This window comes from Pedococcus sp. NPDC057267, assembly GCF_042668795.1.
Taxonomy (GTDB): domain Bacteria; phylum Actinomycetota; class Actinomycetes; order Actinomycetales; family Dermatophilaceae; genus Pedococcus.
Genome location: NZ_JBHUYG010000033.1, coordinates 1 through 23,933 on the forward strand (window position 1 = coordinate 1; position 23,933 = coordinate 23,933).

The 23,933-nt window shown below is 71.6% G+C and carries 17 protein-coding genes; 6 read left to right on the plus strand and 11 right to left on the minus strand.

The window, feature by feature from the left end; all coding sequences use genetic code 11:
• Positions 1-189 precede the first annotated feature (189 nt).
• Positions 190-1,911: a peptidoglycan-binding protein gene (locus ACFUC1_RS09240; RefSeq protein ID WP_379118909.1), complete on the minus strand. Its 1,722-nt coding sequence runs from the start codon at positions 1,909-1,911 to the stop codon at positions 190-192.
• Positions 1,912-2,286: 375 nt separating this feature from the next.
• Here ACFUC1_RS09240 and ACFUC1_RS09245 point away from each other — a divergent pair, with 375 nt between their 5' ends.
• Both ACFUC1_RS09245 and ACFUC1_RS09250 read left to right on the plus strand, forming a co-directional pair.
• Entirely contained in the window at positions 2,287-3,081 is a 795-nt protein-coding gene (locus ACFUC1_RS09245) for a CoA transferase subunit A (RefSeq protein ID WP_379118911.1), read from the plus strand.
• A gap of 1 nt (position 3,082) precedes the next feature.
• Positions 3,083-3,721 carry a 3-oxoacid CoA-transferase subunit B gene (locus ACFUC1_RS09250; RefSeq protein ID WP_379118913.1) on the plus strand — a complete coding sequence of 213 codons (639 nt, stop codon included), beginning with the start codon at positions 3,083-3,085 and terminating at the stop codon, positions 3,719-3,721.
• Positions 3,722-3,799: 78 nt separating this feature from the next.
• On the opposite strand, the gene ACFUC1_RS09255 is transcribed toward ACFUC1_RS09250, so the two are convergent.
• The 7 genes from ACFUC1_RS09255 to glf form a co-directional block, all read right to left on the minus strand.
• Entirely contained in the window at positions 3,800-5,815 is a 2,016-nt protein-coding gene (locus ACFUC1_RS09255; RefSeq protein ID WP_379118915.1) for a SpoIID/LytB domain-containing protein, read from the minus strand.
• Between the two features lie 28 nt (positions 5,816-5,843).
• Positions 5,844-8,702, minus strand: coding sequence for an FG-GAP-like repeat-containing protein (locus tag ACFUC1_RS09260; RefSeq protein WP_379118917.1), 2,859 nt, complete (start codon positions 8,700-8,702; stop codon positions 5,844-5,846).
• Positions 8,703-8,867: 165 nt separating this feature from the next.
• Complete coding sequence (locus tag ACFUC1_RS09265) at positions 8,868-10,883, minus strand: DUF6541 family protein (RefSeq protein ID WP_379118919.1); 2,016 nt, start codon at positions 10,881-10,883, stop codon at positions 8,868-8,870.
• The gene (locus tag ACFUC1_RS09270; RefSeq protein WP_379118921.1) at positions 10,880-11,614 is read right to left on the minus strand and encodes an ABC transporter ATP-binding protein; all 735 of its coding nucleotides are present in this window, start codon (positions 11,612-11,614) and stop codon (positions 10,880-10,882) included. Before ACFUC1_RS09270 ends, ACFUC1_RS09265 begins: the two co-directional genes overlap by 4 nt.
• Positions 11,615-12,514 (minus strand): ABC transporter permease, encoded by a 900-nt coding sequence (locus ACFUC1_RS09275; protein ID WP_379118923.1) that lies wholly within the window; start codon positions 12,512-12,514, stop codon positions 11,615-11,617. It abuts the gene before it with no gap.
• Between the two features lie 2 nt (positions 12,515-12,516).
• On the minus strand, positions 12,517-14,448 hold the full coding sequence (locus ACFUC1_RS09280) for a glycosyltransferase (RefSeq protein WP_379118925.1): 1,932 nt from the start codon (positions 14,446-14,448) through the stop codon (positions 12,517-12,519).
• Positions 14,445-15,632, minus strand: coding sequence for a UDP-galactopyranose mutase (gene glf / locus ACFUC1_RS09285; RefSeq protein ID WP_379118927.1), 1,188 nt, complete (start codon positions 15,630-15,632; stop codon positions 14,445-14,447). Before glf ends, ACFUC1_RS09280 begins: the two co-directional genes overlap by 4 nt.
• Positions 15,633-15,797: 165 nt before the next feature.
• On the opposite strand from glf, the gene ACFUC1_RS09290 reads away from it, so the two are divergent.
• Genes ACFUC1_RS09290 through ACFUC1_RS09300 form a run of 3 tightly spaced genes read left to right on the plus strand, consistent with a single transcriptional unit; the run spans position 15,798 to position 18,083 of the window.
• Positions 15,798-16,484: a glycosyltransferase family 2 protein gene (locus tag ACFUC1_RS09290; RefSeq protein WP_379118929.1), complete on the plus strand. Its 687-nt coding sequence runs from the start codon at positions 15,798-15,800 to the stop codon at positions 16,482-16,484.
• Entirely contained in the window at positions 16,481-16,864 is a 384-nt protein-coding gene (locus tag ACFUC1_RS09295; RefSeq protein WP_379118931.1) for a DUF2304 domain-containing protein, read from the plus strand. The genes ACFUC1_RS09290 and ACFUC1_RS09295 overlap by 4 nt, the downstream gene beginning before the upstream one ends.
• Complete coding sequence (locus ACFUC1_RS09300; RefSeq protein WP_379118933.1) at positions 16,857-18,083, plus strand: LCP family protein; 1,227 nt, start codon at positions 16,857-16,859, stop codon at positions 18,081-18,083. The genes ACFUC1_RS09295 and ACFUC1_RS09300 overlap by 8 nt, the downstream gene beginning before the upstream one ends.
• A gap of 51 nt (positions 18,084-18,134) precedes the next feature.
• Here ACFUC1_RS09300 and ACFUC1_RS09305 read toward each other — a convergent pair whose 3' ends face one another.
• Together ACFUC1_RS09305 and ACFUC1_RS09310 are read right to left on the minus strand one after the other, a co-directional pair.
• Positions 18,135-20,483: a glycosyltransferase gene (locus ACFUC1_RS09305; RefSeq protein WP_379118935.1), complete on the minus strand. Its 2,349-nt coding sequence runs from the start codon at positions 20,481-20,483 to the stop codon at positions 18,135-18,137.
• The gene (locus ACFUC1_RS09310; RefSeq protein ID WP_379118937.1) at positions 20,480-21,448 is read right to left on the minus strand and encodes a glycosyltransferase; all 969 of its coding nucleotides are present in this window, start codon (positions 21,446-21,448) and stop codon (positions 20,480-20,482) included. Before ACFUC1_RS09310 ends, ACFUC1_RS09305 begins: the two co-directional genes overlap by 4 nt.
• A 156-nt stretch (positions 21,449-21,604) precedes the next feature.
• Between ACFUC1_RS09310 and ACFUC1_RS09315 the strand changes: the two genes are divergently transcribed.
• Positions 21,605-22,834 (plus strand): glycosyltransferase family 4 protein, encoded by a 1,230-nt coding sequence (locus ACFUC1_RS09315; RefSeq protein WP_379118939.1) that lies wholly within the window; start codon positions 21,605-21,607, stop codon positions 22,832-22,834.
• Here the strand turns inward: ACFUC1_RS09315 and ACFUC1_RS09320 are convergent.
• The gene (locus tag ACFUC1_RS09320; RefSeq protein WP_379118941.1) at positions 22,754-23,920 is read right to left on the minus strand and encodes a hypothetical protein; all 1,167 of its coding nucleotides are present in this window, start codon (positions 23,918-23,920) and stop codon (positions 22,754-22,756) included. The two genes, ACFUC1_RS09315 and ACFUC1_RS09320, sit on opposite strands and share 81 nt — an antisense overlap.
• Positions 23,921-23,933 lie beyond the last annotated feature (13 nt).

Consider the following 23,933-nt stretch of genomic DNA (forward strand, 5'->3'; position numbering starts at 1 on the left):
AGACTGGCTCCACCAGTACAACCACCACCGCGCCCACACCGCCCTCGCCGGACGACCACCCATCAACCGCGTCAACAACCTCGCGGGTCAGTACACCTAGACGGGCCCCGCCGCCCGGTGCGCCCGGGCGGCGACGTGGGCAGGACACGTGCAGGGTGTCCTCCCCAGACGGTCGGCGCAGCGCGGGGCCTACCGCGAGCGCAGCTCCGCATCGAGGGCCTGCCACGTCAACGTCGCCACCGTGCCGGTACTGGCGAGCCTGGCTCGCCCCTGCAGCGCCTTGACGGCCGCAACGGTCAGGGGCCCGTACTGCCCGTCCGGGGTCAGCCGCAGGGCCTTCTGCAGGGCGGCCACGGCGGGGCCCTGGGACCCGCTGCGCAGCACCGTGCCGTAGTACGCGAGCAGGGGGTGGTCGCGACGCTCGAGCGCCCGCCAGACCGTGGTGTCGGTGACGCCCGTCACCGGCAGCTTCTGCGCCCGCTGGAACGCCTGGACCGCGGCCACGGTACGCGGGCCGTAGGCGCCGTCCACCGCGACTCCGCCCAGGGCCCGCTGCAGGGCCTTGACCGCGTCACCCCGGGACCCCGACCGCAGCACGGTGGTGAGCAGTCCGGTGTACTCGGTGCTCGTCCGCGTCGTGTCCCGCGAGGCCGTGCTGCTGCCGGTGGCCGCACCCGTCCCTGCCGATGGACCGGGGACGGGCGCAGAGGTCGGCCCCGATCCCATGAGGGCGGCCCACGTGGCCGGGCCGCAGACGCCGTTCGCCGGAAGGTTCCGCCGGGTCTGGAAGGCCTTGACCGCGGCCTCGGTGATGGGGCCGTAGCCGCCGTCGACCGTGATCGACAGCGCACCCTGCAGGGCGCGCACGGCATCCCCCGTCGAGCCGCGCCTGATCGTGGACTTCGCATACGGCGCCAGGGGGCCGGACGGTGTGGGCGTGACCACGCTCACCGGCTTGGCCGGCGGCACCGGCTTGGCCGGCGGCACGGGCTTGGCCGGCGGCGCGGGCCGGGTCGGCACGGTCGTCGCGGTGACGGGTCGCGCCGGCACGAGCTTGAGCGCGATCATCCTGGCCCACGTGGCGACGTCGACGCTGCCGGAGGCAGGCAGCGACTGCGCCCGTTGCCAGGCGATCAGGGCCGCCAGGGTCTGGGGCCCGAAGACCCCGTCCGCCGTGACCCGGAGCGCCTTCTGGGCCAGGACGACGTCGGCACCGGTCGCCGACTGCACGAGCACGCTGTAGGTGGCTGACGGCGTGGCGGGCGGCGTCGTCGGCAGGGGCGCCCCGGGCCGCCCACCGACCGAGGTCAGGGGCTTGCCCGTCCACCAAGAGGTGCGGCCGTAGGCCCCGTCCCAGGAGAACGAGAAGTGGATGTGGTCGGTGTGCGGGGAGGAACCGGTGTAGGGCGCCCAGCCGCGGCCGGGGTCGTAGGCACGCCACATCTTCCGGTTCCAGATGATGTACATGATCCCGAAGCGGCGGGCCATGGCTCCGGGCCGGCCCTGGGCGTCAGGCGCCGACAGCCACTGGGTCACCGAGTCCGCCACGGCCTTCTGGGTGGGGTCGTTGACGCTGAGCATCCAGTCGAGCGCGCGGCCCTCGGAGTGCTCGGTGACACCGCTGTTGCAGTTGCGGCTGATGCCGTACGACGTCGTGGTCACCGACGCGTAGTGGCTCCTGAGCAGGTCCCCGAACTTCACGACGTACGGCTTGGCCGTGGGGTCGCAGGTGCTCTGGCCCACGTACGGCTCGGCGATGTCGAGCGCTGCCGGCAACGGCTTGGTCGGCGGTGGCGGGATCCTCACCGTCGCTGCCGGGGCTGCGGCGCTCACCGCGGCCGCGGTGAGCGGAAGGGTGACGGCGGGGATGGTGACCGCACCGATGGCGCGGACCGCGTAGGACGCTCGCACTGGCTGACGCTCCGGGAGGTTCGAGCCGCAGGGATGGCGCGGCGGGTCTGAATCGGGCCGGTGGCGTGGGGCGACCGGGTCAGACATTTGTCCCAGCAGTTCACAGCCGTCACAAGCCCGTGACGGGAACTACAGACGTGGAATTCCTCCTCGCATCAGCCGTTCGGACGATGCGGGGGTGGGACGGGTCGCCCCGGGCCGTCGGTGGTCGATCGGTGCGGGCCCCGGTGCGGCAGCGGACGGGTCGTCCCGGCCCGTCGCTGTTCGATCGGTACGGCCCGGTGCGGGACGGTGTGTCCCGGCCATGCCGAAGCGGGCGAACGGTGGGCAGGCGCCACGCAGGACGCCGCGCACCGGCCCACTAGAGTCCACGCCATGGACAAAGTCGTCTCCACTGCTGCCGAGGCCATCGACGGGATCGTCGACGGCTCCTCCCTCTCGGTGGGCGGTTTCGGGCTCTGCGGCATCCCGAGCGTGCTCATCGCGGCGATCCACGATGCGGGGGTGAGCGACCTCGAGGCGATCAGCAACAACTGTGGCGTCGACGACTGGGGGCTCGGGATCCTGCTCAAGGACAAGCGGATCCGCCGGATGGTCTCCTCCTACGTCGGGGAGAACAAGGAGTTCGAGCGCCAGTACCTGCACGGCGAGCTCGAGGTGGAGCTCACGCCCCAGGGCACCCTGGCCGAGCGGCTGCGCGCCGGCGGGTCGGGCATCCCGGCGTTCTACACCGTGACCGGCGCCGGCACCCAGGTCGCCGAGGGCGGCCTGCCGTGGAAGTACGACGCCGAGGGCAACGTGGTCAAGGAGTCGCCGCGCAAGGAGACCAAGGTCTTCACCGTCGACGGCGAGGACAAGGAGTTCGTCCTCGAGCACGCGATCGTCGCCGACTTCGGCCTGGTCCGCGCGTGGAAGGGCGACCGGCACGGCAACCTCGTCTTCAACAAGTCCGCCCGCAACTTCAACCCGCTCGCCGCCATGGCCGGGCGGGTCACTGTCGCCGAGGTCGAGGAGCTCGTCGAGCCCGGCGAGCTCGACCCCGACACGATCCACCTGCCCGGCATCTACGTGCACCGCGTGCTGCCCCTGACCCCCGAGCAGGCCGCCGACAAGCGGATCGAGCGCCGCACCGTGCGACCCCGCCCCACCGCCGAGAGCCAGGAGGCCTGACATGGCACTCACCCGTGAGCAGATGGCGGCCCGCGCCGCCCGCGAGCTGTCCGACGGCTCCTACGTCAACCTGGGCATCGGCCTGCCGACCCTCGTGCCGAACTACGTCCCGGACGACGTCGAGATCGTGCTGCAGTCCGAGAACGGCATCCTCGGCGTCGGCGCCTACCCGGTCGACGGCGAGGAGGACCCCGACCTCATCAACGCCGGCAAGGAGACCGTCACCCTGCGGCGCGGCTCCTCCTTCTTCGACTCCGCCACGTCGTTCGGGATGATCCGCGGCGGCAAGGTCGACGCGGCCATCCTCGGTGCGATGCAGGTGTCCGCAAGGGGCGACATCGCCAACTGGATGATCCCCGGCAAGATGGTCAAGGGCATGGGCGGTGCGATGGACCTGGTCCACGGCGCCAAGAAGGTCATCGTCCTCATGGAGCACAACGCCAAGGACGGGTCGTACAAGATCGTCGACGAGTGCTCGCTGCCCTACACCGGCCGCGGCGTCGTCCAGCGCATCATCACCGACCTGTGCGTCCTCGACGTCACCGACGACGGCCTCGTCCTGCGCGAGCTCGCCGAGGGTGTCACCGAGGAGGAGGTGCGCGAGCGCACCGAGCCCGCCTTCACCGTCGACCTCACCTGAGCACGGCGCGCGGGTCCCCTCCCGTCACGGGAGGGGACCCGTGCGCAGCTCGTCCTGCACGGACAGTCGAGGCGTCCGTCAGGGCAGGATCGTCGAGAAGATCCCCCACCCGGTGCCTACGGTCACGGGCGCACGCCAGCCACCGGCACCGTTGCCGGGGTACAGGCGCAGGGTCCCGTCCGCGGCCCGGGCGAGGACGTCGGCCCGACCGTCGCCGTCGAAGTCGCCGGGCGACGTCAGGGCGGTGAAGCCGTTCCAGCCCGTGCCGACGACGCGCGGGCTGCGCCAGCCGCCACGGCCGTCACCGGGGTAGAGCCAGAGGCTGCCGTCTGCGGCACGTGCGAGGACGTCGGGGTTGCCGTCGCCGTCGAAGTCGCCGGGCGAGAACACGGCCGTGAACCCACCCCACCCGGAGCCCACCTGGCGGCTGGAGAGGAATCCGCCCTGCCCGTCACCGGCATACAGGAGCAGGGCCCCGTCCGACGCCCGTCGGGCGAGCAGGTCGCTCCAGCCGTCGCCGTTGAAGTCCCCGGTGGCGAACACCGTGTCCATGACCTGCCACCCGTTGCCGACCACGCGTGGTGCGCCGAGGCCACCGGCCCCGGTGCCCGGGTACAGGTACAACGTGCCGTCCGTCCCCTGCGCCATGACGTCGGACACGTTGTCGCCGTCCCACGTGCCGGCGGTGAAGACCTTGGCGAAACCACCCCACCCGGGGCCCATCACGACGGGGTCCTGCCACCCGCCGGTCCCGTTGCCGGGGTAGAGCCGGAGCCGTCCGCTCTGCGAGTCGACCCCCATGACGTCGGCGTTGCCGTCACCGGTGAAGTCGCGCGGCCAGGAGGGGTAGGACGGAGGGTTGAAGGGGATGAACCACTCGGACTTGAGCCCGAAGGCGGACTGGAACGCGGTGCCGGAGACCGTGACCGAGCCTGCGCTCCCCTCGACCACGGCTTGGAGGACGCGGCCTCCCCACTCGCCGTTGCCGTCCCGTTGGGTGATGCGCAGGTCGCGGTAGGTGCCGATCTGCGGCCACCTGCCCTGGATCGTGGTCACCGGGATGCTCGCGTCCCACGAGTGGTTCGGGTTGCTGGGGGTCGCGTCGTACGGGTCCTGCCGGGCCAGCAGGTACGGCTTTCCCCCGTAGCTGGTCCACCCGCCGTTGGACGAGGAGAACTCCGCGAAGACGACGGCACCCTGGTAGGTGAGGACCGTCCCCGCCGTGGCGGCGATCGCCTGGTTCGACGAGGCGTACTCCCGCGGCGAGCCGTTGATGCTGGTCCCCGAGAACACCTGGCAGGCCGTGGAGTCGCAGATGTCGTACTGCGCCGCGCGCGGGTGCTGGCGGTAGTACTCCGCGTAGCTCCTCGCGGCCACGGCCTGGGCGCCGAGGGCGTCGAGGGGCCACGAGGACGGGCTCTCGCTGGGCACCACGCTCTTGAGGTAGTCCTCCATGGGCATGGCGACGACCGGCACCAGCGTGGTCCCCGACATCACGCCACGCAGCTGGCCCCGGTAGACGACCTGGTCACCGCTGGACAGCATCGCCGTCACGGTGCCGGCCGTGGGGTCGTCGAAGACCGCGTAACCCGAGGGAGGGTTGCCGTACAGCGTCCAGGCGTTGGTCCCGGTGCGGTAGTACTCGACCACGCTCGTGCCGTTCCCGGTGGCGCGGATGCGCCAGGCGCTGGCGGGGTAGCGGGTGTCCGAGCCGACGGATGCCCAGGTGCCGGTGTTGCCGGTCCAGGACAACCTGAGCGTCGTGGTGTTGCGGACCTGGATGATGCCGCTCGAGGACACCCTCGGGACGTTGATCCTGAGCGTGGGGTTGCCGATCGAGGTCCGGCTGGTGTTCTGGTAGTAGAACGACAGGATCGCGGGCCACTTCAGCCCGGCGTTGGCCGCCCCCAGTGAGCCGTACTGGGACATCCCGTGGCCGTGCCCCCAGCCGTGCCCGTGCAGGTGGAGGATGCCGTCCGACGTCGCCGGGTACACCTCGTCGGCCCGCGCGCCGGTGGCCGTGGCCAGCATGCCTGCCACCGCCACGACACCGGCCAGCAGGCCTCGACCGACCCGGCTCCGCCTCGAACCCATCGACGTCCTCACGAGTTGTGTCCCTCCATCAGCCGATCACCTGCACGACCGGCGCCGAGATCGGCTGCCGGCCCGCTTGCAGGCGACCGGAACCGGCACCGGCATACAGCCACAGCCGACCGCCGCGGTCCCTCGCGACGACGTCGTTGACACCGTCGCCGTTCACGTCACCCACGCCCAGCACCTGCGCCAGGTCGTTCTGCCCCGAGGCCATGACCGTGGACTCCACGAGGGTGCCCGGCCCACCGCCGCGGAACAGCAGCAGCGCACCGTCGGAGGGCCGCAGGGCCACCACGTCGTGGTTGGTGTCGTCGTTGAAGCTGCCGACCCCGGCCAGGCTGCTCATCGCCTGCCAGCCACCGCCGCTGTCGTAGCGGGGCAGGAAGCCGAAGGAGGCGGTCATCGGGTAGATGTACAGCTCACCGGCGGGTGTCCGCGCCACCAGGTCCGGGACACCGTCGTTGTTGAGGTCGCCCGCGGGCTCCACCAGGTCGAAGGCCTGCCAGTCCGAGCCGATCGTGAAGGGCTGCCCGAACCGCCCGGACGCAGAGCCCTTCATGGCCAGCAGCGCGCCCGCGTCGGTCCTCGCCACGGCGTCCGGGTAGCCGTCACCGTCGACGTCGCCCACGACACGCACCCAGTTCGCCCCGGGCACGGAGATCCCCGGGTCGCTCGCCGGTGCGTTGAAGTCACGGGCCGCGGTGCCGGCGTAGAGCACGAGTGCGCCGGCCGAGGCCGACGGGCTCACGGCCAGGAGGTCGCTGGTGCCGTCCCCGTCGAAGTCGACGCCCGAGGACAGGTTGGTCAGGCCCGCCCAGCCGCTCCCCCACACGTTGCTCCGGGTGAGCTGGCCGCCCGCGTCCGCGTAGTAGGTGCGCATCCGCCCGCTGGCGTCCCGGGCCAGCAGGTCGCCCTGGTTGCCGTCCGCGTCGAGGTCGATGCCACCGTTCAGCGCGGTGAACGAGCCCCAGCCCCCGCCCCACCGTTGCGCATCTCCCCAGGACCCGTCACGCAGGTGCGGGTAGAGGAGGAGGGCACCGTCGGACGCGCGCACCGCGCCGAGGTCGGCCGTCCCGTCGTGGTCGACGTCCCCGGCCAGGAACACCGAGGACATCACGTTCCACCCCGTCCCGACGACGGTGGCGCCACGGAACCAGCCGGCGCCGTCCCCGGAGTACAGGACCAGCTGCCCGGCGCTGTTCACCGCCAGCAGGTCGTTGTGGCCGTCGCCGTCCCAGTCACCTGCCGGGATCAACCTCGTCATGTTCTGCCACCCCGAGCCCGACGCGGTCATGCCGAGGAACCCGCCGCGGCCGTTGCCGCGGTACAGGCGCAGGCGCCCCGTCCCCGGGTCGACGGCCAGGACGTCGGGAGCACCGTCACCCGACAGGTCGGGCGTGACCGTGATGTTGCGCAACCCGTTCCAGCCGTTACCCACCACCTGGCCGTCGCGCACGGGAGTGGGCGACGCCAGGCGCAGCAGTGCGGGCGCCCCCGAGAGCGTGGGTGGGACGCTGGTCCCGGGATAGGCAAGCACCTGTCCCCGCCGGGTCAGCGGAGACGCCACCTGGGTGCCGATCAACGACTTCACGACGGACCTGATGGTCGGCAGCTGGTCGTAGAGCATCTGCCCGGGGCAGGTGGTGGCGAAGCCGTCTCGGTGGCCCGAGATGCGGTTGAAGTACTTGTCGCGCACCCACACGCTGCCCGTCGCCGGTATGCCGTGGACGCTGAACTTCCACGCGAGCACCTGCTCGATCCCCGTGAGGAGGGCTGCCGGCGGGGCCGCCGTGGTGAACGTCCCGATGGCGGCGACACCCGTGGACCAGGTGTTGTAGTTGAGCGTCTGGGCGCCGATGACGGCCTTGTCCACGCCCCCGTAGCGGCCCTCCCAGATCCGACCGAAGCGGTCGACGAGGAAGTTGTAGCCGATGTCGTTCCACCCCTCCGTGAGGACGTGGTACGCGTAGATGCCGCGGATGATCGCCGGCACGTCGCCGGGTTGGTAGTTGTTGGAGCCGTCCGTGTGGTGGACGAAGGCCATCTGCACCTGCCCGTAGTCGGGCGTGCCCTTGCGGATGGACTCGTCGGCGCCCCAGTCGGCCCGGCTGTAGATCTGCGGGCGCGCGGCGAGCGCGGTGGTCTCGACGGCCGCCGGTGCCGGCGACTGGAGCACGGCAGGTGCGGTGTCGACGGAGCCGGGGACGGTCGTCCGCAACGTCGCGGGGGCGGCCGAGGGACCCTGGCCCGGTCCGGCAGCCGGGGCGGCCGGGGCGGACGAGGTGCCGGGGTCGATCACGGACACCGAGGCCTGCGCCGGGACGGCCTGGCGGCTGGTCAGGGCACGCACCTGGACCCGCGTGGCGCCCGTGACCACGTAGGGGTCCGTCCCGTCGACTGCCGGGCGGCCACGCGCCTCCGAGCTCCCGGGATCGGCGCCGATGTCGCTCGAGTCCAGTGCCTGCCAGGGCGTCCACGCCCCGGCCGTCAGGGTTCGCACCTGGAAGGACTCCGTGCGACCGACAGCACCTCGCGGCCAGGAGACCCCGACGACCGCGACCGGGCCGGCCAGTGGCTGCTCGGGCGTCACCGCGGCGGCGTGCGCGGTCGCCACCGGGTCCTTCTGCCCCTGGTCCAGGACCTGCCGCTGCTCGCGGAGGGGCTGCGCGACGGGGACACCCTGCAGGGACACGTGCTGGACGTGCGGCTTGACGGGCGCGGGTCGTGCCGGGGCCTGGGTCTGGGCCTGGGCCGCCGGCGCCGAGACGACGACGGCGGGCAGAGCCGCCAACGCGAGTGCCACGCCGCCCAGGAAGGAACAGCAACGCCGCGCCCTGGAGCGGGTGGAGCCCTTCCCCATCGAGATCTGCCGGGACGTGTCGGTCATGCGAGAACCCATCGTGGTTGGGAGCGTGGTCGGAATCCCCTGCGGGCACGCGAACCGACTCGGTGCCCCGGACATTCTGGGCAGAGATGTGCGCACGTCACGGCGATACCCGGTGATCGTTACCAAACGGCAAGGTGGCGGCGCGGTCGAGCCGGGGGGCGCGGCTCAGCCGACCGAGCAGTCGCCGACCCGGTACACCGATGCAGTGGCCGAACGGCCGAGGAGGGTCAGCCCCCGCGTCCGCTGCAGGTGGTCCAGGCCCGGGTACTGGGCGATCCGCGCCTGCGATACCACGGGGTCGAACTTCTGGGAGTCGTCGACCACGATCCCGATCCGCAGGCTCTTGACGGCGCGGCAGACCGCCGGGTCGGTCGTGAAACGGTCGAAGGACTTCATCAGCAGCGCGCGCGTCGGGTCGGTCGCCGTCACCATGTGCGGGAAGACGACCTCGCGCCCGCTCAGGACACCGGCGTACACCCCGCCCGTCCACGGGTTGGCGAGGATCTCGGACCCCGGCTGGCTCCACGTACTGATCCGCCGGTACAGGGCCGCCTCGTCCGGGGTCACGAGGGGGTCCGGGAAGCCGGCATACGTGTAGCTGACCGTCGACACGACCTTGGACAGCGGGTCCGTGCCCGGGAGCAGGAGGACCGTCACGAGGGCGACCGTGGCGGCGGACGCCAGGGTCAGCCGTGACGAGACGGCCGGGCGCGCCAGCACGGGAACCCGGGCAGGGCGGGACGCCCAGGTCCCGAACCGGGCGGTGAGGGCATCGCGGGCCCACAGCGCGCCGAGGACCGCGAGAGGTATGCCGGTGACCGGCAGGAGCGCTGCCACGCGGAACCCGTCGTTGTACCAGAAGCCCGTGACCGTGGACCGGAACTCACCGTCGGTCGTCGTGCTGATGACGCACAGCGCCACGACCACCAGGTGGGACGCGACCAGCCACACCCTGCAGCGGTGGCGGACCGCCCAGACACACCCCACCACCACGAGCACTCCCACGGACACCACCCCGTGCGACAGGGTGGAGGTGAGGAACAGCGCCTCGCCGACGGCCTGGGCCTGTGTCTGGCGCGGGCTCCAGTAGAAGTGCCGTACCGCGTTGAGCGACGGGACGTGGTACAGGCCGAGCCAGACCGCCCACAGGCCCACGACGGTGGCCACCACGACGCCCAGGGCGACAGCCCGCCTGCCCGGGTGCGACCAGCTGGACCGGACCAGACCGACCTCGGCCGCCGCCAGGACCGGCAGGCCGAGCGCCGCCAGGGCGAAGGCGGCACCGGGGTGGCTGTAGTAGAGGCCGGGGACGATGACGACGAGGGCACACCCTGCCTGCACAACGCCGATCCAGGGGAATGAGCTCCGGCGCACCAGCAGGACACCCAGGGCGAGCGCCGCCGGCACGATCGAGTAGCTCAGGGCGTTCGGCCACAGGACCCCGTAGGACACCAGCATCGCGGGGAAGACGGAAACGACGCAGACCATCCCCATCCCCATCGCGAGCGCGAACCGCGACGGGCCGGCGACGGTCCGCAGCAGGAGCATCATCGACAGCGGCCACATCACCCCCGCAAGCACCACGGCGACCACGTTGGCGGCCACGATGGGGTTCGTGCCGAGGGTGATCCCGGCCAGTCCCGCGATCCCGTGGAAGAGGGGCGGGTAGAACGGCGCGTGCCCGGTCGGCATGGCGGCGGCGCCCACGACCGAGGGAGCAGCCGAGCGGTGTGAGACGACGTTGGCGATGCCGTTGACGTGCAGGGCGGAGTCGAAGGTCTGGCTGATCGACTCGGGCGAGCCGATGCCCCGGGCAATGGCACCCGCGCTCACGAGGCAGCCCGCGGCCACGATGCCGGCCGACCACGCCCACCCGTGGCGGGGCTCCGGCGGTCGCTGCAGTGACGACGTCCTGGCCATGAGGAACCCCACTCCCCACGCCAGCACGGCGAGCACCGCACTGACCGCGAGGACCACGCCCAGGCCCCACGGCACGCGCAGGACCATGGACACCACGTCGGCGATCGCGATCGCGCCCAGGGACAGCGCCGGCGCCGCCCCGAACGACTCCTCGCGGCGCAGCCCCAGGGCCAGTCCGATGACGAGCCCGGGGAGGACGACGACCGACGCGACGAGGAGCAGGACGGGCAGGGCACCCGTCCAGTGGGTCACCGTGCTCACGCGTCGCTCCGCAGGAAGTCGACCGCCTCCTGCACGGGCCCGTCCATCGTGACGGCCCCCGACCTCAGGACCACGCCGCGGTCGCACACCCGTGCGACCATGTCCAGCTCGTGGCTGACGATCACGAGGGTCTGCCCCATGGCGCGCAGCTCGCTGATCCGCTGGAGGCACTTGCGCTGGAACGGCTCGTCGCCCACCGCGAGGATCTCGTCGATGAGGAAGATGTCGGGCTCGCTGTATGCCGCGACGGAGAAGGCCAGGCGCAGGAACATGCCCGAGGAGTAGAACTTCACCTCGGTGTCGATGAACCGCTCGATCTCGCTGAAGGCGACGATGTCGTCGAACTTCGCGTCGATGTCCCTCTCCGACATGCCCAGGATGGCTCCGTTGAGGTAGATGTTCTCGCGGCCCGTGAGGTCGGGGTGGAACCCTGCGCCGACCTCGATGAGCCCGGCCACCCGTCCGCGCACGCCGATCGTTCCCGCGTCGGGCAGCATCACCCCCGAGATGAGCTTGAGCAGCGTCGACTTGCCCGAGCCGTTGAAGCCGACGAGCGCCACGGCCTCGCCCTGCTCGATCGTGAACGAGACGTCATCGAGCGCGTTGAAGGTGTTCGACGACAGCTCCCGCCCACGTCCCCTGAAGGTCCACACGACGAGCTCCTTGATGGAGCGGGTGTGCCGCAGGGTGAACCGCTTGGTCACGTTGCGGACCTCGATAGCTGACGCCACTCACAACTCCTGTGCGAAGCGACCCTCGAGCCGCCGGAAGACGAACTGACCGACCACGACGAGCAGGACGGACGTGGCCAGGCCGAGCAGCCCCCACCACACGAAGTGGAACGGCACGGCGGGCAGGCCGACGTGGTGGGCGTACTTGTCGGTGACCTTCTGGCTGGGCAGCCAGAAGCCGTAGTGCGCGAGCTGGATCGCCGCGGTACCCGGGTTCGCCTGGTAGACCCACCACAGCGGGGTCCCTCCCAGCACGCCGTACGCCTTGTCCCAGGTGTACAGGACGGGAGAGAGCCAGGTCGCCATCATGAGGATCAGGTCGACCAGGTTCTCCGCATCACGGAAGAGCACGTTGACGGCGCCGAAGACCAGACCGAGGCCCAGGCCCGCCAGCGTGGTGATGAGCAGCGCGCCCAGGCAGGCGAGCAGGTTCAGGCCGCCCGGACGCCAACCCCCCACCACTGCGGCGAGGACGAGGACCGCCAGCTGCGGGAAGAGGTGGACCATGGCCACCCACACCGACGACACCGGGAAGAGCTCGCGCGGCAGGTAGATCTTCTTGACCAGGTCCGCGTTGAGCACGATCGCCCGGGTCGTGTTGCTGAACACCTCAGAGAAGTAGTTCACCATCACGATGCCGGAGAACAGGTAGATGATGTAGTTCGGCTGCTGGCGGTCCAGCCCGAGGAACTTGCCCATCGCCACGTAGAAGACCACGAGCTGCACGCCCGGCTTGACGTAGCTCCACAGGAGCCCGAGCACCGATCCCCGGTAGCGGACCCGGAGCTCCTTGCGGACGAGCAGTCGAAGGAGGAACCGCCAGCGGTAGACGTCGAGGAGCCCTGCGCTCCGACCGGGGCTTCGCAGGGCCTCCGGGTGCGCAGCGGCCGGAGCGGCCACGCCTACCCGTCCTCGGAGATGCCGAACGTGCGCTCCCAGGCCTCGAAGGAGGTGATGCGTGGCAGCGCCTCGCGGTACGCGCGGGCGAGCTCGTCCCAGTGGCGGTACAGCTTGGCGTGCTGGGCGGCGGACGCCTTGAGCATGGCACGCGCCCGGCGCTGGTCGCGCTTGTACCAAGACGCGCCCGTGCCGTCCGCGGTCGAGACGATGGCGCTGTCCTGCTGGGCGATGCGCCACCAGGAGGCGTCCTTGTGGGCGATGCGGGCCTGGGGGTGGTCGGCCGCGGTCGGGTCCACCGGGAACAGCTGCCGCAGCACCGACAGACCCGCCTTGGGCAGGAGCTCGATGCGGTTGGGCGGGGTGGACTTGCCGGGTTTGCGCGGCTTGCGGCGCATGACGTGGGGGAAGGCGTCGACGTCCTTGGCCACCCGCCCGTCGTCGTACTCCTGGGCGTCGGAGCGGATCTCTGCCAGCCGCGTGGGCAGGATCTCGTGCAGCCGGTCCGGGCCCGCCAGCACGTCACGCTGCGCCTGGAGGCGTCCGTTGACGGTGTAGTACTGCATGGAGACCAGGTGCTTCATGTCGAGCATGGTCGAGTCGCGGAGCAGGTCACCGCCCTTGGGCAGCGGCGAGTGCATCAGCGCGGAGATCAGGCGGTTGCGCTCGTGGAAGTAGGACTGCCACCCCACCAGGTCGTCCTTGTCACCCCAGGACACGTGCCACACGGCCGCACCCGGCAGGGACACGGTCGGGACGCCGGCGGCCCGAGCCCGCAGCCCGTACTCGGAGTCGTCCCACTTGATGAAGACGGGGATGGCCAGACCGATCCTGCGGATCACGTCCGTGGGGATGAGGGTCATCCACCAGCCGTTGTAGTCGACGTCGACGCACTGGTGCAGCACCTTCGAGTCGCGCAGTCCCGTGCGCGAGAAGTCGTGCCGGAAGTACGTCCCCACACCGGCGTTGCGGGGACCCCAGATCCACGGCTCGACGACCTCGCCGAAGGTGTGGAGCACCGAGCGGTTGTAGAGGTCGAACATGTGTCCGCCCACCATGGTCGGCGTCCGGCACAGGTCGGCGAACGCCGTCAGTCGCTCGATGCTCGCCGTCTCGAGGTTGATGTCGTCGTCCAGGAGGATGACGTAGTCGCTCTTCGCAGCCTTGACGACCTCGTACATGCCCCGCGAGAACCCGCCGGAGCCTCCGAGGTTCGGCTGCTCGATGACGCGCAGCTGCGGCCCGAGCTCAGCCGCGAGCTCGTCGAAACCGTCCTGGTCGGCCACCTTGTCGGTGCCCTGGTCCACGACGATGAGCTCGTCGAGGACCGTGCGCAGCCCGGCGTCGCCGGCGACGGCCCGGATGGTCTCCAGGCAGTAGTCGGCCCGGTTGAAGGTCGTGACGGCGAGGCTGGTCCGGCCATGGGGGCGGCCCGCGTCGGGCACGAGCCACTCCGCACCGTCGAGGACCACCGGCTCGGTCCCCGCGATGACGTCGAACCAGTACCAGCCGCCGTCACCGAAGGTCTGCAGGGACAGGTCGACGACCGTCCGGCTGCGTTCGCCGTCCACGCGCAGGGACTCCACGCGCTGCGGCGCACCCTTGGCGTTCGACCGGTACACGATGACCGTGCACGGCCCGCTCGTGGTCACCACGAGGCGGACGGTCTCGACGACCGTCCACCGTCGCCAGTAGCTCGCGGGGAACGCGTTGAAGTACGAACCGAAGGACATGCGACGACCGGGACGGACCCGGACGCTGTGACGTCCGAGGACGTCGTCAGGGTGCGCGCTGCTCTCGGCGTCGGCCTTCTTGCGGTCGATGTAGACCGCCAGGACGTCCAGGTCCCCGGACGGGGGGAAGATGACTCGCTGGGCGACCCGATGGCCCGCCGTCGTCTGCTCCTGCGTCACGTCCGCCGTCATCGTGGTGCTCACTCGTCCACCCCTCCGCTCTGGAGGTCCTCCCCGCGGTCGAAGTGACCCGCCAACCGGTTGTCGACCACGGACAGGGCTGCTCCGATGGCCATGTGCATGTCGAGGTACTTGTACGTGCCCAGGCGACCGCCGAACACGACGCCCTGCTCCCGGCGCGCGAGGTCGCGGTACTTCAGCAGGCGCTCACGGTCCGCGGGCGTGTTGACCGGGTAGTAGGGCTCGTCGTCGCCCTCCGCGAACCGGGAGAACTCACGCATGATCACGGTCTTGTCCTTCGGGTAGTCGCGCTCCGGGTGGAAGTGACGGAACTCGTGGATCCGGGTGAAGGGGACGTCCTCGTCCGGGTAGTTCATCACCGAGGTGCCCTGGAAGTCTCCGGTGGGGAGCACCTCCTGCTCGAAGTCGAGCGTCCGCCAGCCGAGGCGGCCCTCGGCGTAGTCGAAGTAGCGGTCGACGGGGCCCGTGTACACCACGGGGACGTTGCCGACGACGTTGGCGCGGTTGACCGGCTGGCTGGCGTCGAAGAAGTCGGTGTCGAGCCGGACCTCGATGCGGTCGTGGTCCGCCATCCGCTCCAGCCAACGCGTGTACCCGTCGGTCGGGAGACCCTCGTAGGTGTCGTTGAAGTACCGGTTGTCGTAGGTGTACCGCACCGGCAGCCGGCTGATGATGTCGGCGGACAGCTCTTCCGGGGAGGTCTGCCACTGCTTGGCCGTGTAGTGGGCGATGAAGGCCTCGTACAGCGGCCGACCGATCAGGGACACCCCCTTCTCCACGAAGTTGGTGGGGGTGCGACCCTCGAGCTCGGCTGCCTGCTCGGCGATCAGCCTGCGTGCCTCGTCCGGCCCGTAGGCGGCGCGGAAGAACTGGTTGATCGTGCCCAGGTTGATCGGCATCGGGTACACCTCACCCGCGTGGCGCGTGTAGACGCGGTGCACGTAGTTGGTGAAGGAGGTGAACTCGTTGACGTAGTTCCACACCCGCTCGTTGGACGTGTGGAACAGGTGCGCGCCGTACCGGTGCACCTCGATGCCCGTCTGCGGCTCGTCCTCGCTGTAGGCGTTGCCCCCGATGTGGCTGCGACGGTCGATGACGAGAACTCGGCGTCCGTGTTCTTGGGCGATCTTCTGGGCGACGGTCAGGCCGAAGAAACCTGACCCGACGACCACGAGGTCTGGGTTCACGCACGCTCCTAGCAAATCGGGACTTCGGGAAAGGCTACCGGACGACCTCGCCACCCTCGTCCGGCCCCGCTGGGGCCGCGCAGCCGCGGCAGGGGCACCTCCGCGGCAGCCCCCCGTCGCGCGCCGGCTCGGAGGACGGGCCGCCTCCGCATACTCTTGGCCCCGATGAATGCAACCGATGCCTGGCTCGTGGTGCCCCTGTACAACGAGGCTGCCGTGATCGCTGACGTGGTCACCGCCGCCCGCCGCGTGTTCCCCAAGGTCGTCTGCGTGGACGACGGGTCCACCGACGGGTCGGCCGAGCTCGCGGAGTCCGCCGGGGCACGGGTCGTGCGCCACCCGGTGAACCTCGGTCAGGGCGCGGCGCTGCAGACCGGGTTCGAGTACGTCCTGGGAGACCCCGCCACCCGGTACGTCGTCACCTACGACGCCGACGGCCAGCACCAGCTCCAGGACGTGCTGGTGATGGTCGAGCGAGCTCGACGCGGCGACGTCGACGTGGTGTTCGGCTCGAGGTTCCTCGACGAGCGGACCAGGCCGTCGACGGCGAAGCGGATGGTGCTGCGGCTCGCGGTCGCCTACACGAACCTGACCACGAAGACCCGCCTCACCGATGCCCACAACGGCCTGCGCGTCCTGTCGCGTGAGGTCGTGGAACAGCTGGACATCACCCAGAACCGGATGGCCCACGCCTCGGAGCTCGTCGCCCAGATCGGCCGGATGCGCGTCGCCGGTCGGCCTGTCGCCTACGCCGAGGAACCGGTGCACATCCTCTACACGGACTACTCCCGCTCCAAGGGCCAGTCCCTCTGGAACTCCATCAACATCCTCGTGGAGCTGATGCTGCGATGAAGGCGTTGACCATCCAGGTGGTGCTGATCGTGGTGACCGTCGCCACCGTAGGCCGCGTCGTCTCCGGCGCCGGCGCCAGGACGCAGGCGGTGCGCCGCCTCGGGCTCCTGGTCTTCGGTGCGTTCGCGATCTGGTCGATCCTGTCCCCCGAAGTCTGGACGTCGCTGGCCCACCTCGTGGGCATCGGCCGCGGAACGGACCTCATCCTCTACGGCCTGGTGATCGCCTTCTTCAGCTTCGTCGTGACGAGCTTCCGACGCTTCCGTGAGGCCGAGACCCGCTACACCAAGCTCGCCCGCCGCATCGCGATCGACGAGGCGCCACCCGCCTCGACACCCTTGGCGGACGCGCCTCCCCCCCAGGAGGGCACCGATGCATGAGGACGACGGCATCCGGGCCATCCCGCAGGGCCGCCCCCCGCGGCCACTCCCGGACGACGAGGACGTGGTCGTCGTCGACACGCGCAGGCGTGCCGTGCCCGGGGGCCGCGGGGGCCCTGCACGAGGGCGCTCGGGAGCGGCCGGGCGGGAGCCCGCGCCCCGCGACCCCCACGGCGGTGGTGGGTCGGTACGGAACGCGTCGCCCCGGGGCCGTGGGCCCGGGCCGTCCCGTCGTGCACGCCGGGCCCGGGCGGTCCTGCTTCTGGGCCTGGTGCTGGTCGTCGCGTGGGTGGCCTTCATGGTCTGGGTGCCGTTCCACGCCTGGGGTTCGGTGCACCGCGTCGACGCGTCACCGACCGGCACCCAGCCGCCACAGACCAAGGGGTACGACTACCTGCTCGTGGGCTCGGACAGCCGGGCCGGCCTGACCGCGGCGCAGAAGAAGGCGCTCACGACCGGCTCGGCGGACGGTCAGCGGACCGACTCGATCATCCTGGTGCACGTGCCCTCGGACGGTGGCAAGCCGGCCTTCATCTCGATACCCCGTGACAGCTTCGTGCCGATCCCCGGGCACCGCAGCAACAAGATCAACGCCGCGTACTCGATGGGAGGGCCCAAGCTCCTCGAGGAGACCGTCGAGCAGGCGACCGGCCTGCGGCTCGACGGCTACGTCGAGATCGGGTTCGGCGGCTTCGCGGGTGTCGTCGACGCCGTCGGCGGCGTGGACATCTGCGTCCCGTTCAACATGGACGACCCGCACGCGGGGATCAACCTCAAGAAGGGGTGCCAGACCCTCAACGGCCCCAACGCCCTCGGCTACGTGCGCGCCCGCTACTCCGACCCCCGCGGGGACATCGGGCGGGCCGAGCGCCAGCGCCAGTTCCTGGGCGCGATCATGCGCAAGGCGCTCACCCCCTCCACCGTGCTCGTTCCCACGCGCTACTACAACTTCTCCATGGCGGCCGGGCAGGGCCTGACCGTCGACCAGGACACCTCCCTGCAGGACGTGGTGCGGGTCCTGCAGGCCATGCGCGCGATCTCCAAGGGAGAGGGCCTGTCGCTCGTCGTGCCCCTGTCGAGTGTCAACTACCCCACCTACGCCGGCAGTGCGGTGAAGTGGGACACCCCCCGCGCCAAGAAGCTCTTCACCATGCTGCGCGACGACGTGCCGCTCGAGGCCCCTCCCGAGGGCACGGACGGCAAGCCCAGCGGGGGCTGACACCGCGCCTCCCCGCGCTCGCGTCGGGTGGCCGCGACGACGTCGGCAGCGTCAGCGCGGCCACCCGAGGTATCGCGGGTGACGGCTGTAGAAGCGCAGCGCGCTGCGGGCGTGCAGCAGGTGCCCGCGGTTGAGCCGACGGCGTGAGTCTCCGCGCCACTCGTGCGTCCAGCGCACGTCCGCAGTGACGGAGACCGGTATGCCGTGGGCGCCGGCACGGATGCCCAGCTCGACGTCCTCCATGTACAGGAAGTACTCCTCCGGCCAGCCGCCCACCTCGCGGAAGGTCTGCGCGGACATGGCGGTGGCACCGCCTGCGACCCAGGTGACGGGCCCGGACTCGTACGGACCCACCGGCCACAGGTAGTGGTCGAGTGCCGATCGCGGGCCGATCCCCCGGTGTGCCAGCTTGGCCGGCAGGTAGGGCTCGGCCCGGGCCGCACTCTGCGGCCTGCCGTCGGGGAAGTCGAGCCGCGGCGTGACGATCCCCCCGGTGGCGTCGATCGTGCGGGCCAGCGCGGGCAGGTCCGCGAGGCGCACACCGAGGTCGGGGTTGGCGAAGAGGAGGTACGTCCCCCGGCTCATCTCCGCACCACGGTTGTTCGCCGCGGAGAGCCCCACGTTGGCCCCCATCGAGCGGTAGACGAAGCCCTCGCGGGCCGCGAACGCCGCCACCTCGGGCTGGTCGGCGTTGTCGACCAGGAGCACCTCCACCTCCCCGGGACGCCAGGGACCCAGGGAGTCAGGGCGCAGCAGGCCCGACCAGTAGCGTTCGAGCATCGCGAGGCTGTGGTAGCTCACGACCACGAGCGACCACACGGGTCGGACGGCCTCGACCTCTCCTGCCGCTGCCTCCTCGAAGGTGGCCGCCCACGCACTCGCGGACACGGCCTCCCGGGCAGCGGAACGGTACTCGGAGCGCAACCGCGCCCAGCCGGCCACCAGCCTGGCGGTGGCGGTGAGGGTGCTGGCGACCGCCGAGACCGGGTGCGGGGCGACGCCCTCGCGCCGGGCGGCGTCCTCCGCGCGACGCCGGGCGGTCCGCAGGTCGCGATGGAGCCACGCCGGGCCTGCGAGCACGTCCTTGAGGGCGGCGAACCGCATCGCGGCCGCCTGCGGCTCGCGACGGGCCACGTGCCGCAGGGACACGGCGAGCCACTCCGCAGCCAGGGCCGCAGAGCGGTGGTCGTGCAGCAGCGCGGTGACGACCCTGTTGCGCAACAGGAAGTAGGCCGGCCAGCTGGTCTCGTTGCCCTTGGCCGCCCACGAGTCGTGCCACACGGCCGCACCCGGCAGGACCACCGACGGCACCCCCGCACCCCCGGCCCGCAGCCCGAGCTCGACGTCATCCCACTTGAGGAAGAAGGGCAGCGGCAGCCCGACCCGCTCCACCACCTCCCTCGGGACCAGGGCCATCCACCAGGGCTGGAAGTCCACGGAGCGCGCCGGCCCGAGCCAGGGGTACGCGGTCACCGGCTGGTCGGCCAGGTCGGTGTTCATCGGCGTCCCGGGGAGCGAGGCCCACGTGAACCGGCGGCGGTCGAGCACCTCCCCCAGGCGGTACAGCACCGTGGGACGGGCCGAGTCGAACATGTGGCCGCCCACGATCGTGGGCGTTCTGGTGGCGTGGGCGAACGCCCATGCGCGGGCGAGGCCCTCCGGCTGAGCGAAGGCGTCGTCGTCCAGGAGCGCGACGTGCCTCGCCTGCGGGTCGGCGAAGGCTTCCACCATGCCGCGCGCGAAGCCGCCCGAGCCTCCCAGGTTGGCCTGACGCACCACCGCCAGGCGGGACCCCAGGTGGTCGGCGACGGCGTCGAAGCCCTCCGCCCCGGCCAGCGGCTCGGTCCCCTGGTCCACCACCACCACACGCCCCACGACGTCGGCCAGGACACCGCCCGGCTTCATCGCCGCCGCCAACGTCCCCAGCTGGCGCACACAGGCGGGCCCACGGTTGAACGTGGCGATGGCCACGGTAAGGGACCGCGGCACCACGTCGACGTCCGCGGTCCACGTGAAGCCGACAGCCACGTCCGTGCCCGAGGCGGGTCGCGCGGATGTCGGCAGCGCCGTCACGCGGGGCCACACCCACCCACCACGGTCGCAGGCCGCCACCGGCACCGTGGCGCAGTAGCGTCCGCCGTCCGTGGTGCCGGCCGCGAGGCGGCGCACCGCCCCGGACGCGTCGCTGGCCAGGACCTCGACCTCGACCTCGCCCTCGGCGGTGAGGTCGAGGTGGACGGCCTCGAGGTCGGTGAACCGGGCCCAGTAGGCCAGGGGAAGGGCCGCGAACCAGCCGTCGAAGGACACCGTGCCGCCGACCGGCACGGCGGACGGCCCGCACAGCGGGCGCGCACCCACCTCGACCGGGTCGGTGACGAGGCCGCCGATGACGACCCTCACCACGCCTCCCCGAGCTCGTAACCAGCCTCGGCGAGCACCTCGCGGTTCGACCGCGGCCGGTGCAACAGACCCGCACGCACCCCTGCGCCCAACGCACGCCGCAGCACGGCCCGTCGCTGGGAGTGCCGGTAGAAGCGGACCCAGTTCACGAGTGCCACGGCGGCCCGCAGCGACGCCTCACCGGGGGAGAACGCGCGTCCGGCCCTGAAGGTCCAGATCTTGTTGCGGACCTCGTTGAAGAAGCGCTCCCCGGGATCGGCGCTGCGCGTGCCCAGCTCCTTGGTCTTGTGCACGACCACCGCGGCAGGAACGTAGATCCCCGGCCGGGAGCGCAGGATCCGAGCGGTGAACTCGAAGTCGTCGTTCCAGATGAAGAAGTCGGCTGTCGGAAGGCCGGTGGCGCGGATCGCGTCCGCAGAGACGAGGAGGGAGACGAAGGACGCGGTGCGCATCGGCCGGCCTCCCGCGGCCGCCGCCGCGCGGCGCGCGCGGGGCGTCGCCCAGGGCACGCGGCGGGGGATGTTCCTGTCCTGGTCCTCGCCGTTGGTCCACAGGACCCGGCTCGCCACGAGCCCCAGCTCGCTGCCGTAGCGCTCCCGTGCCGCCAGCAGCTCGGACAGGGCGGTCTCGCTGGGAATCGTGTCGTCGTCCATCACCCACACCAGGTCCGCGGAGTGCTGGTCCAGCGCCCGCGCCAGGCCGGCGGCGAAGCCTCCTGCACCCCCGGTGTTCCTGGTGAGACGGACGAGGTCTGCCGCCGGGAAGTCGCGCTCCACCAGCTCGGGGCTGCCGTCGGTCGACGCGTTGTCCACGACGACGAGGGCGTCGAGCGGGTGCGTCTGGGTGGCCACGGCACCCAGGCACTCCGAGAGGAGCTCCCGGCGGTTGTAGCTGACGACCACCGCCACCACCGTGGGGGACGGCCCCGGACGCGAGGAAGCGGGGACCGGGACTGTCGGGCTCACCGGGCGAGCATACCCAGCACCGTCGTAGGGCCGGACGTCGCTCGGGCCGCCCGGCCCGGGGTGCGCCCACGCCGGGGACGGCACCCCGGGAGGGGCCGGTAGGGTTGTGCGCCGCAGGTCCGTCGGCTGCGTGCGGCCAGGTATGAGAGGTGAGGCGTGGAGGACGGCGCGACCAGGATCACGATCGCGTCCCGGCTCTTCCCACCGGAGCCGGGAGCCGCCGCATACCGGTTGGGCAGGCTGGCGGCCGGGCTCAGCCGGCACGGCGCCAGGGTCCGCGTGCTGACCACCCTTCCCCCACGGTCCGTGCGCACCCGCGCGGTCGCAGGGCTCGACCGGGACACCCGGTCCGGCACACCCGGCGCGGTCACGGTCCGTCGGTGGCCCGTCCTGCGGGACAGCGGCGGGAACGTGCGGGGCTACATCCAGTTCGCCAGCTTCGACGGTCCGCTCCTGGCCCGGCTCCTCGGCACCCGCAGCGACCTCGTGGTGGTCGAGCCACCACCGACGACCGGGGTCGCGGTGCGGCTGGTCTCGCGCGTCAAGCGCATCCCCTACGTCTACTACGCCGCGGACGTGTCCTCGACGGCGGCGGCCGGGATCGGCATCAACCCCGCGATCGTACGGGTCCTGACCCGCGTGGAGTCGTGGGTGATGCGGGGCGCAGCCCACGTCCTCGCGGTGTCGGAGGGCGTCGCCACGGAGGTGCGGGCCCTGGGCGTCGACCCTGCTCGGGTGACGGTCGTCGGTACTGGCGTCGACACGGACACCTTCCAACCGCAGGCGTCTCCCGACGACCAGGACGTCGCCACGCTCGTCTACGCCGGCACCATGTCGGAGATCCACGGTGCAGAGGTGTTCGTCCGGGCCTTCGGGCGCATCGCCGCCGAGCACCCCGGGGCCGAGCTGGTCATGCTCGGCCAGGGCACCGAGCGCGCCGACCTCGAGCGCCTCGCCGACTCCCTCGCGCCCGGTCGGGTCAGGTTCGAGGGACTGGTCGCCGCGGAGCGTGTCGCGCAGGTCCTCGGGAGCGCCCGCGCCGGCCTGGCGTCCGTGCGCCCGGGGAAGGGGTACGACTTCTCGTTCCCGACGAAGATGTTCGCCTCGACGGCGTGCGGGACCCCGGTGATCTATGCCGGCGTCGGACCCGGTGCCACGGTGGTCAGGGAGAACGACCTCGGGTGGGCGGTCGACTGGGACGAGGCTGCGGTCGCGGAGGCGATGACCATGGCGCTGGCCCGTCCGGTGCCGGCCGCGAGGCGCGCGGACCTCGCGCGCTGGACCACGGCCAACGCGAGCCAGGACTCAGTGAGCGAGCGGGCCGTGGCCGCCGTGCTCGGCGTCCTCCACCGAGCCGAGGAGCCGTTCGGCGATCACGGCCGCTGACGCGCGCCCGTCGTGCCAGCGGCGCGCGAAGTGCACGCCCGCGGCAGCCACCGGCTGGTACGCGGTGGGTCGGGCAGCGATGTCACGGATGACGTCCTCCAGGGCGTCCGGGCCGGCGTCGACCACCGGCACGTCGTCCTCGACCAGGGCTCGCACCTCGGGCGCGACGTTCCCCACCACCAACCGTCCTGCGGCCATCGCCTCGACCGCCGCCACCCCGTAGGAACCGGTCATGATCTGGTCGACCATGACGTCGACGCCGCCCACCAGTGCGGGGACCTCCGCATGGGGCACCCGGTCCGGGGCGAGGTACCTGATGACCCCCTCGTCGTCGAGGCGCCGCAGCACGGGGTCGATGACCCGGGTGCCCTTGATCGGGGGATGTCTACGGCTCGGCAGGTGCAGCACCGTGGGGCGAGGAGCCGAGAGCGGTTCTCCCGGCGTGGCCCACGATGCCACGTCGACCACGAGCGGCAGCCAGTGGGCCGTGGGCAGGTCGAGCAGGAGGTCCGGCGTGCTGACGAGGAGGGGAACGTCCACGCGCGCGGCGATGGCCCGGTTGCGTGCCGACACGCGTCGGGTCCTCGTCAGCCATGGACCCTCCGTCTCGCGGAAGAAGGAGTAGTCCCACCGTGCCATGTGCGCGTCCGGGTCCCGCACCTCGCTGCCGTGGGCGATGAGCGCCACCTGCACCCCGTGTCGGGCCCAGTGGTCGAGCTCGCGCTCGATCGAGCCCCTCCCGGCTCCCTCCCGGGGGGCGAGGAAACCGTCGATGGCCAGGTGCGTGACGCCGTCGAGGGCGCGTGCCACCGCCGCCTTGCGGCGCCACGGCAGCACGAGCCGCTGGGCGGGCAGGACCACGTCGACGGCGTGGCCGATGCCCTGGGACATCCAGGGAAGGGGCGCGCTGGCGAACGAGAACGCCGGTATGCCGCAGTGCTCCGAGACCGCGCGCGCCCACTGCCTCGCCTGTCCCGCGTAGTTCGCCGGGCCGACGGCCAGGCGAGCATCCACCTCGGCCGCCTCCCCCGGGCCGTGCCCGGGCGCACGGCCGCGTGGACGACGGTCCTCCGGTGCGGGCGGCATGTCGGTCAGTATG

Bases quoted from the DNA above. Each gene is read 5' to 3' on its own strand.
- ACFUC1_RS09245 (WP_379118911.1), top strand. From the start codon at position 2,287: ATGGACAAAGTCGTCTCCACTGCTGCCGAGGCCATCGACGGGATCGTC.
- ACFUC1_RS09250 (WP_379118913.1), top strand. From the start codon at position 3,083: ATGGCACTCACCCGTGAGCAGATGGCGGCCCGCGCCGCCCGCGAGCTG.
- ACFUC1_RS09255 (WP_379118915.1), bottom strand. From the start codon at position 5,815: ATGGGTTCGAGGCGGAGCCGGGTCGGTCGAGGCCTGCTGGCCGGTGTC.
- ACFUC1_RS09260 (WP_379118917.1), bottom strand. From the start codon at position 8,702: ATGACCGACACGTCCCGGCAGATCTCGATGGGGAAGGGCTCCACCCGC.
- ACFUC1_RS09290 (WP_379118929.1), top strand. From the start codon at position 15,798: ATGAATGCAACCGATGCCTGGCTCGTGGTGCCCCTGTACAACGAGGCT.
- ACFUC1_RS09295 (WP_379118931.1), top strand. From the start codon at position 16,481: ATGAAGGCGTTGACCATCCAGGTGGTGCTGATCGTGGTGACCGTCGCC.
- ACFUC1_RS09300 (WP_379118933.1), top strand. From the start codon at position 16,857: ATGCATGAGGACGACGGCATCCGGGCCATCCCGCAGGGCCGCCCCCCG.
- ACFUC1_RS09320 (WP_379118941.1), bottom strand. From the start codon at position 23,920: ATGCCGCCCGCACCGGAGGACCGTCGTCCACGCGGCCGTGCGCCCGGG.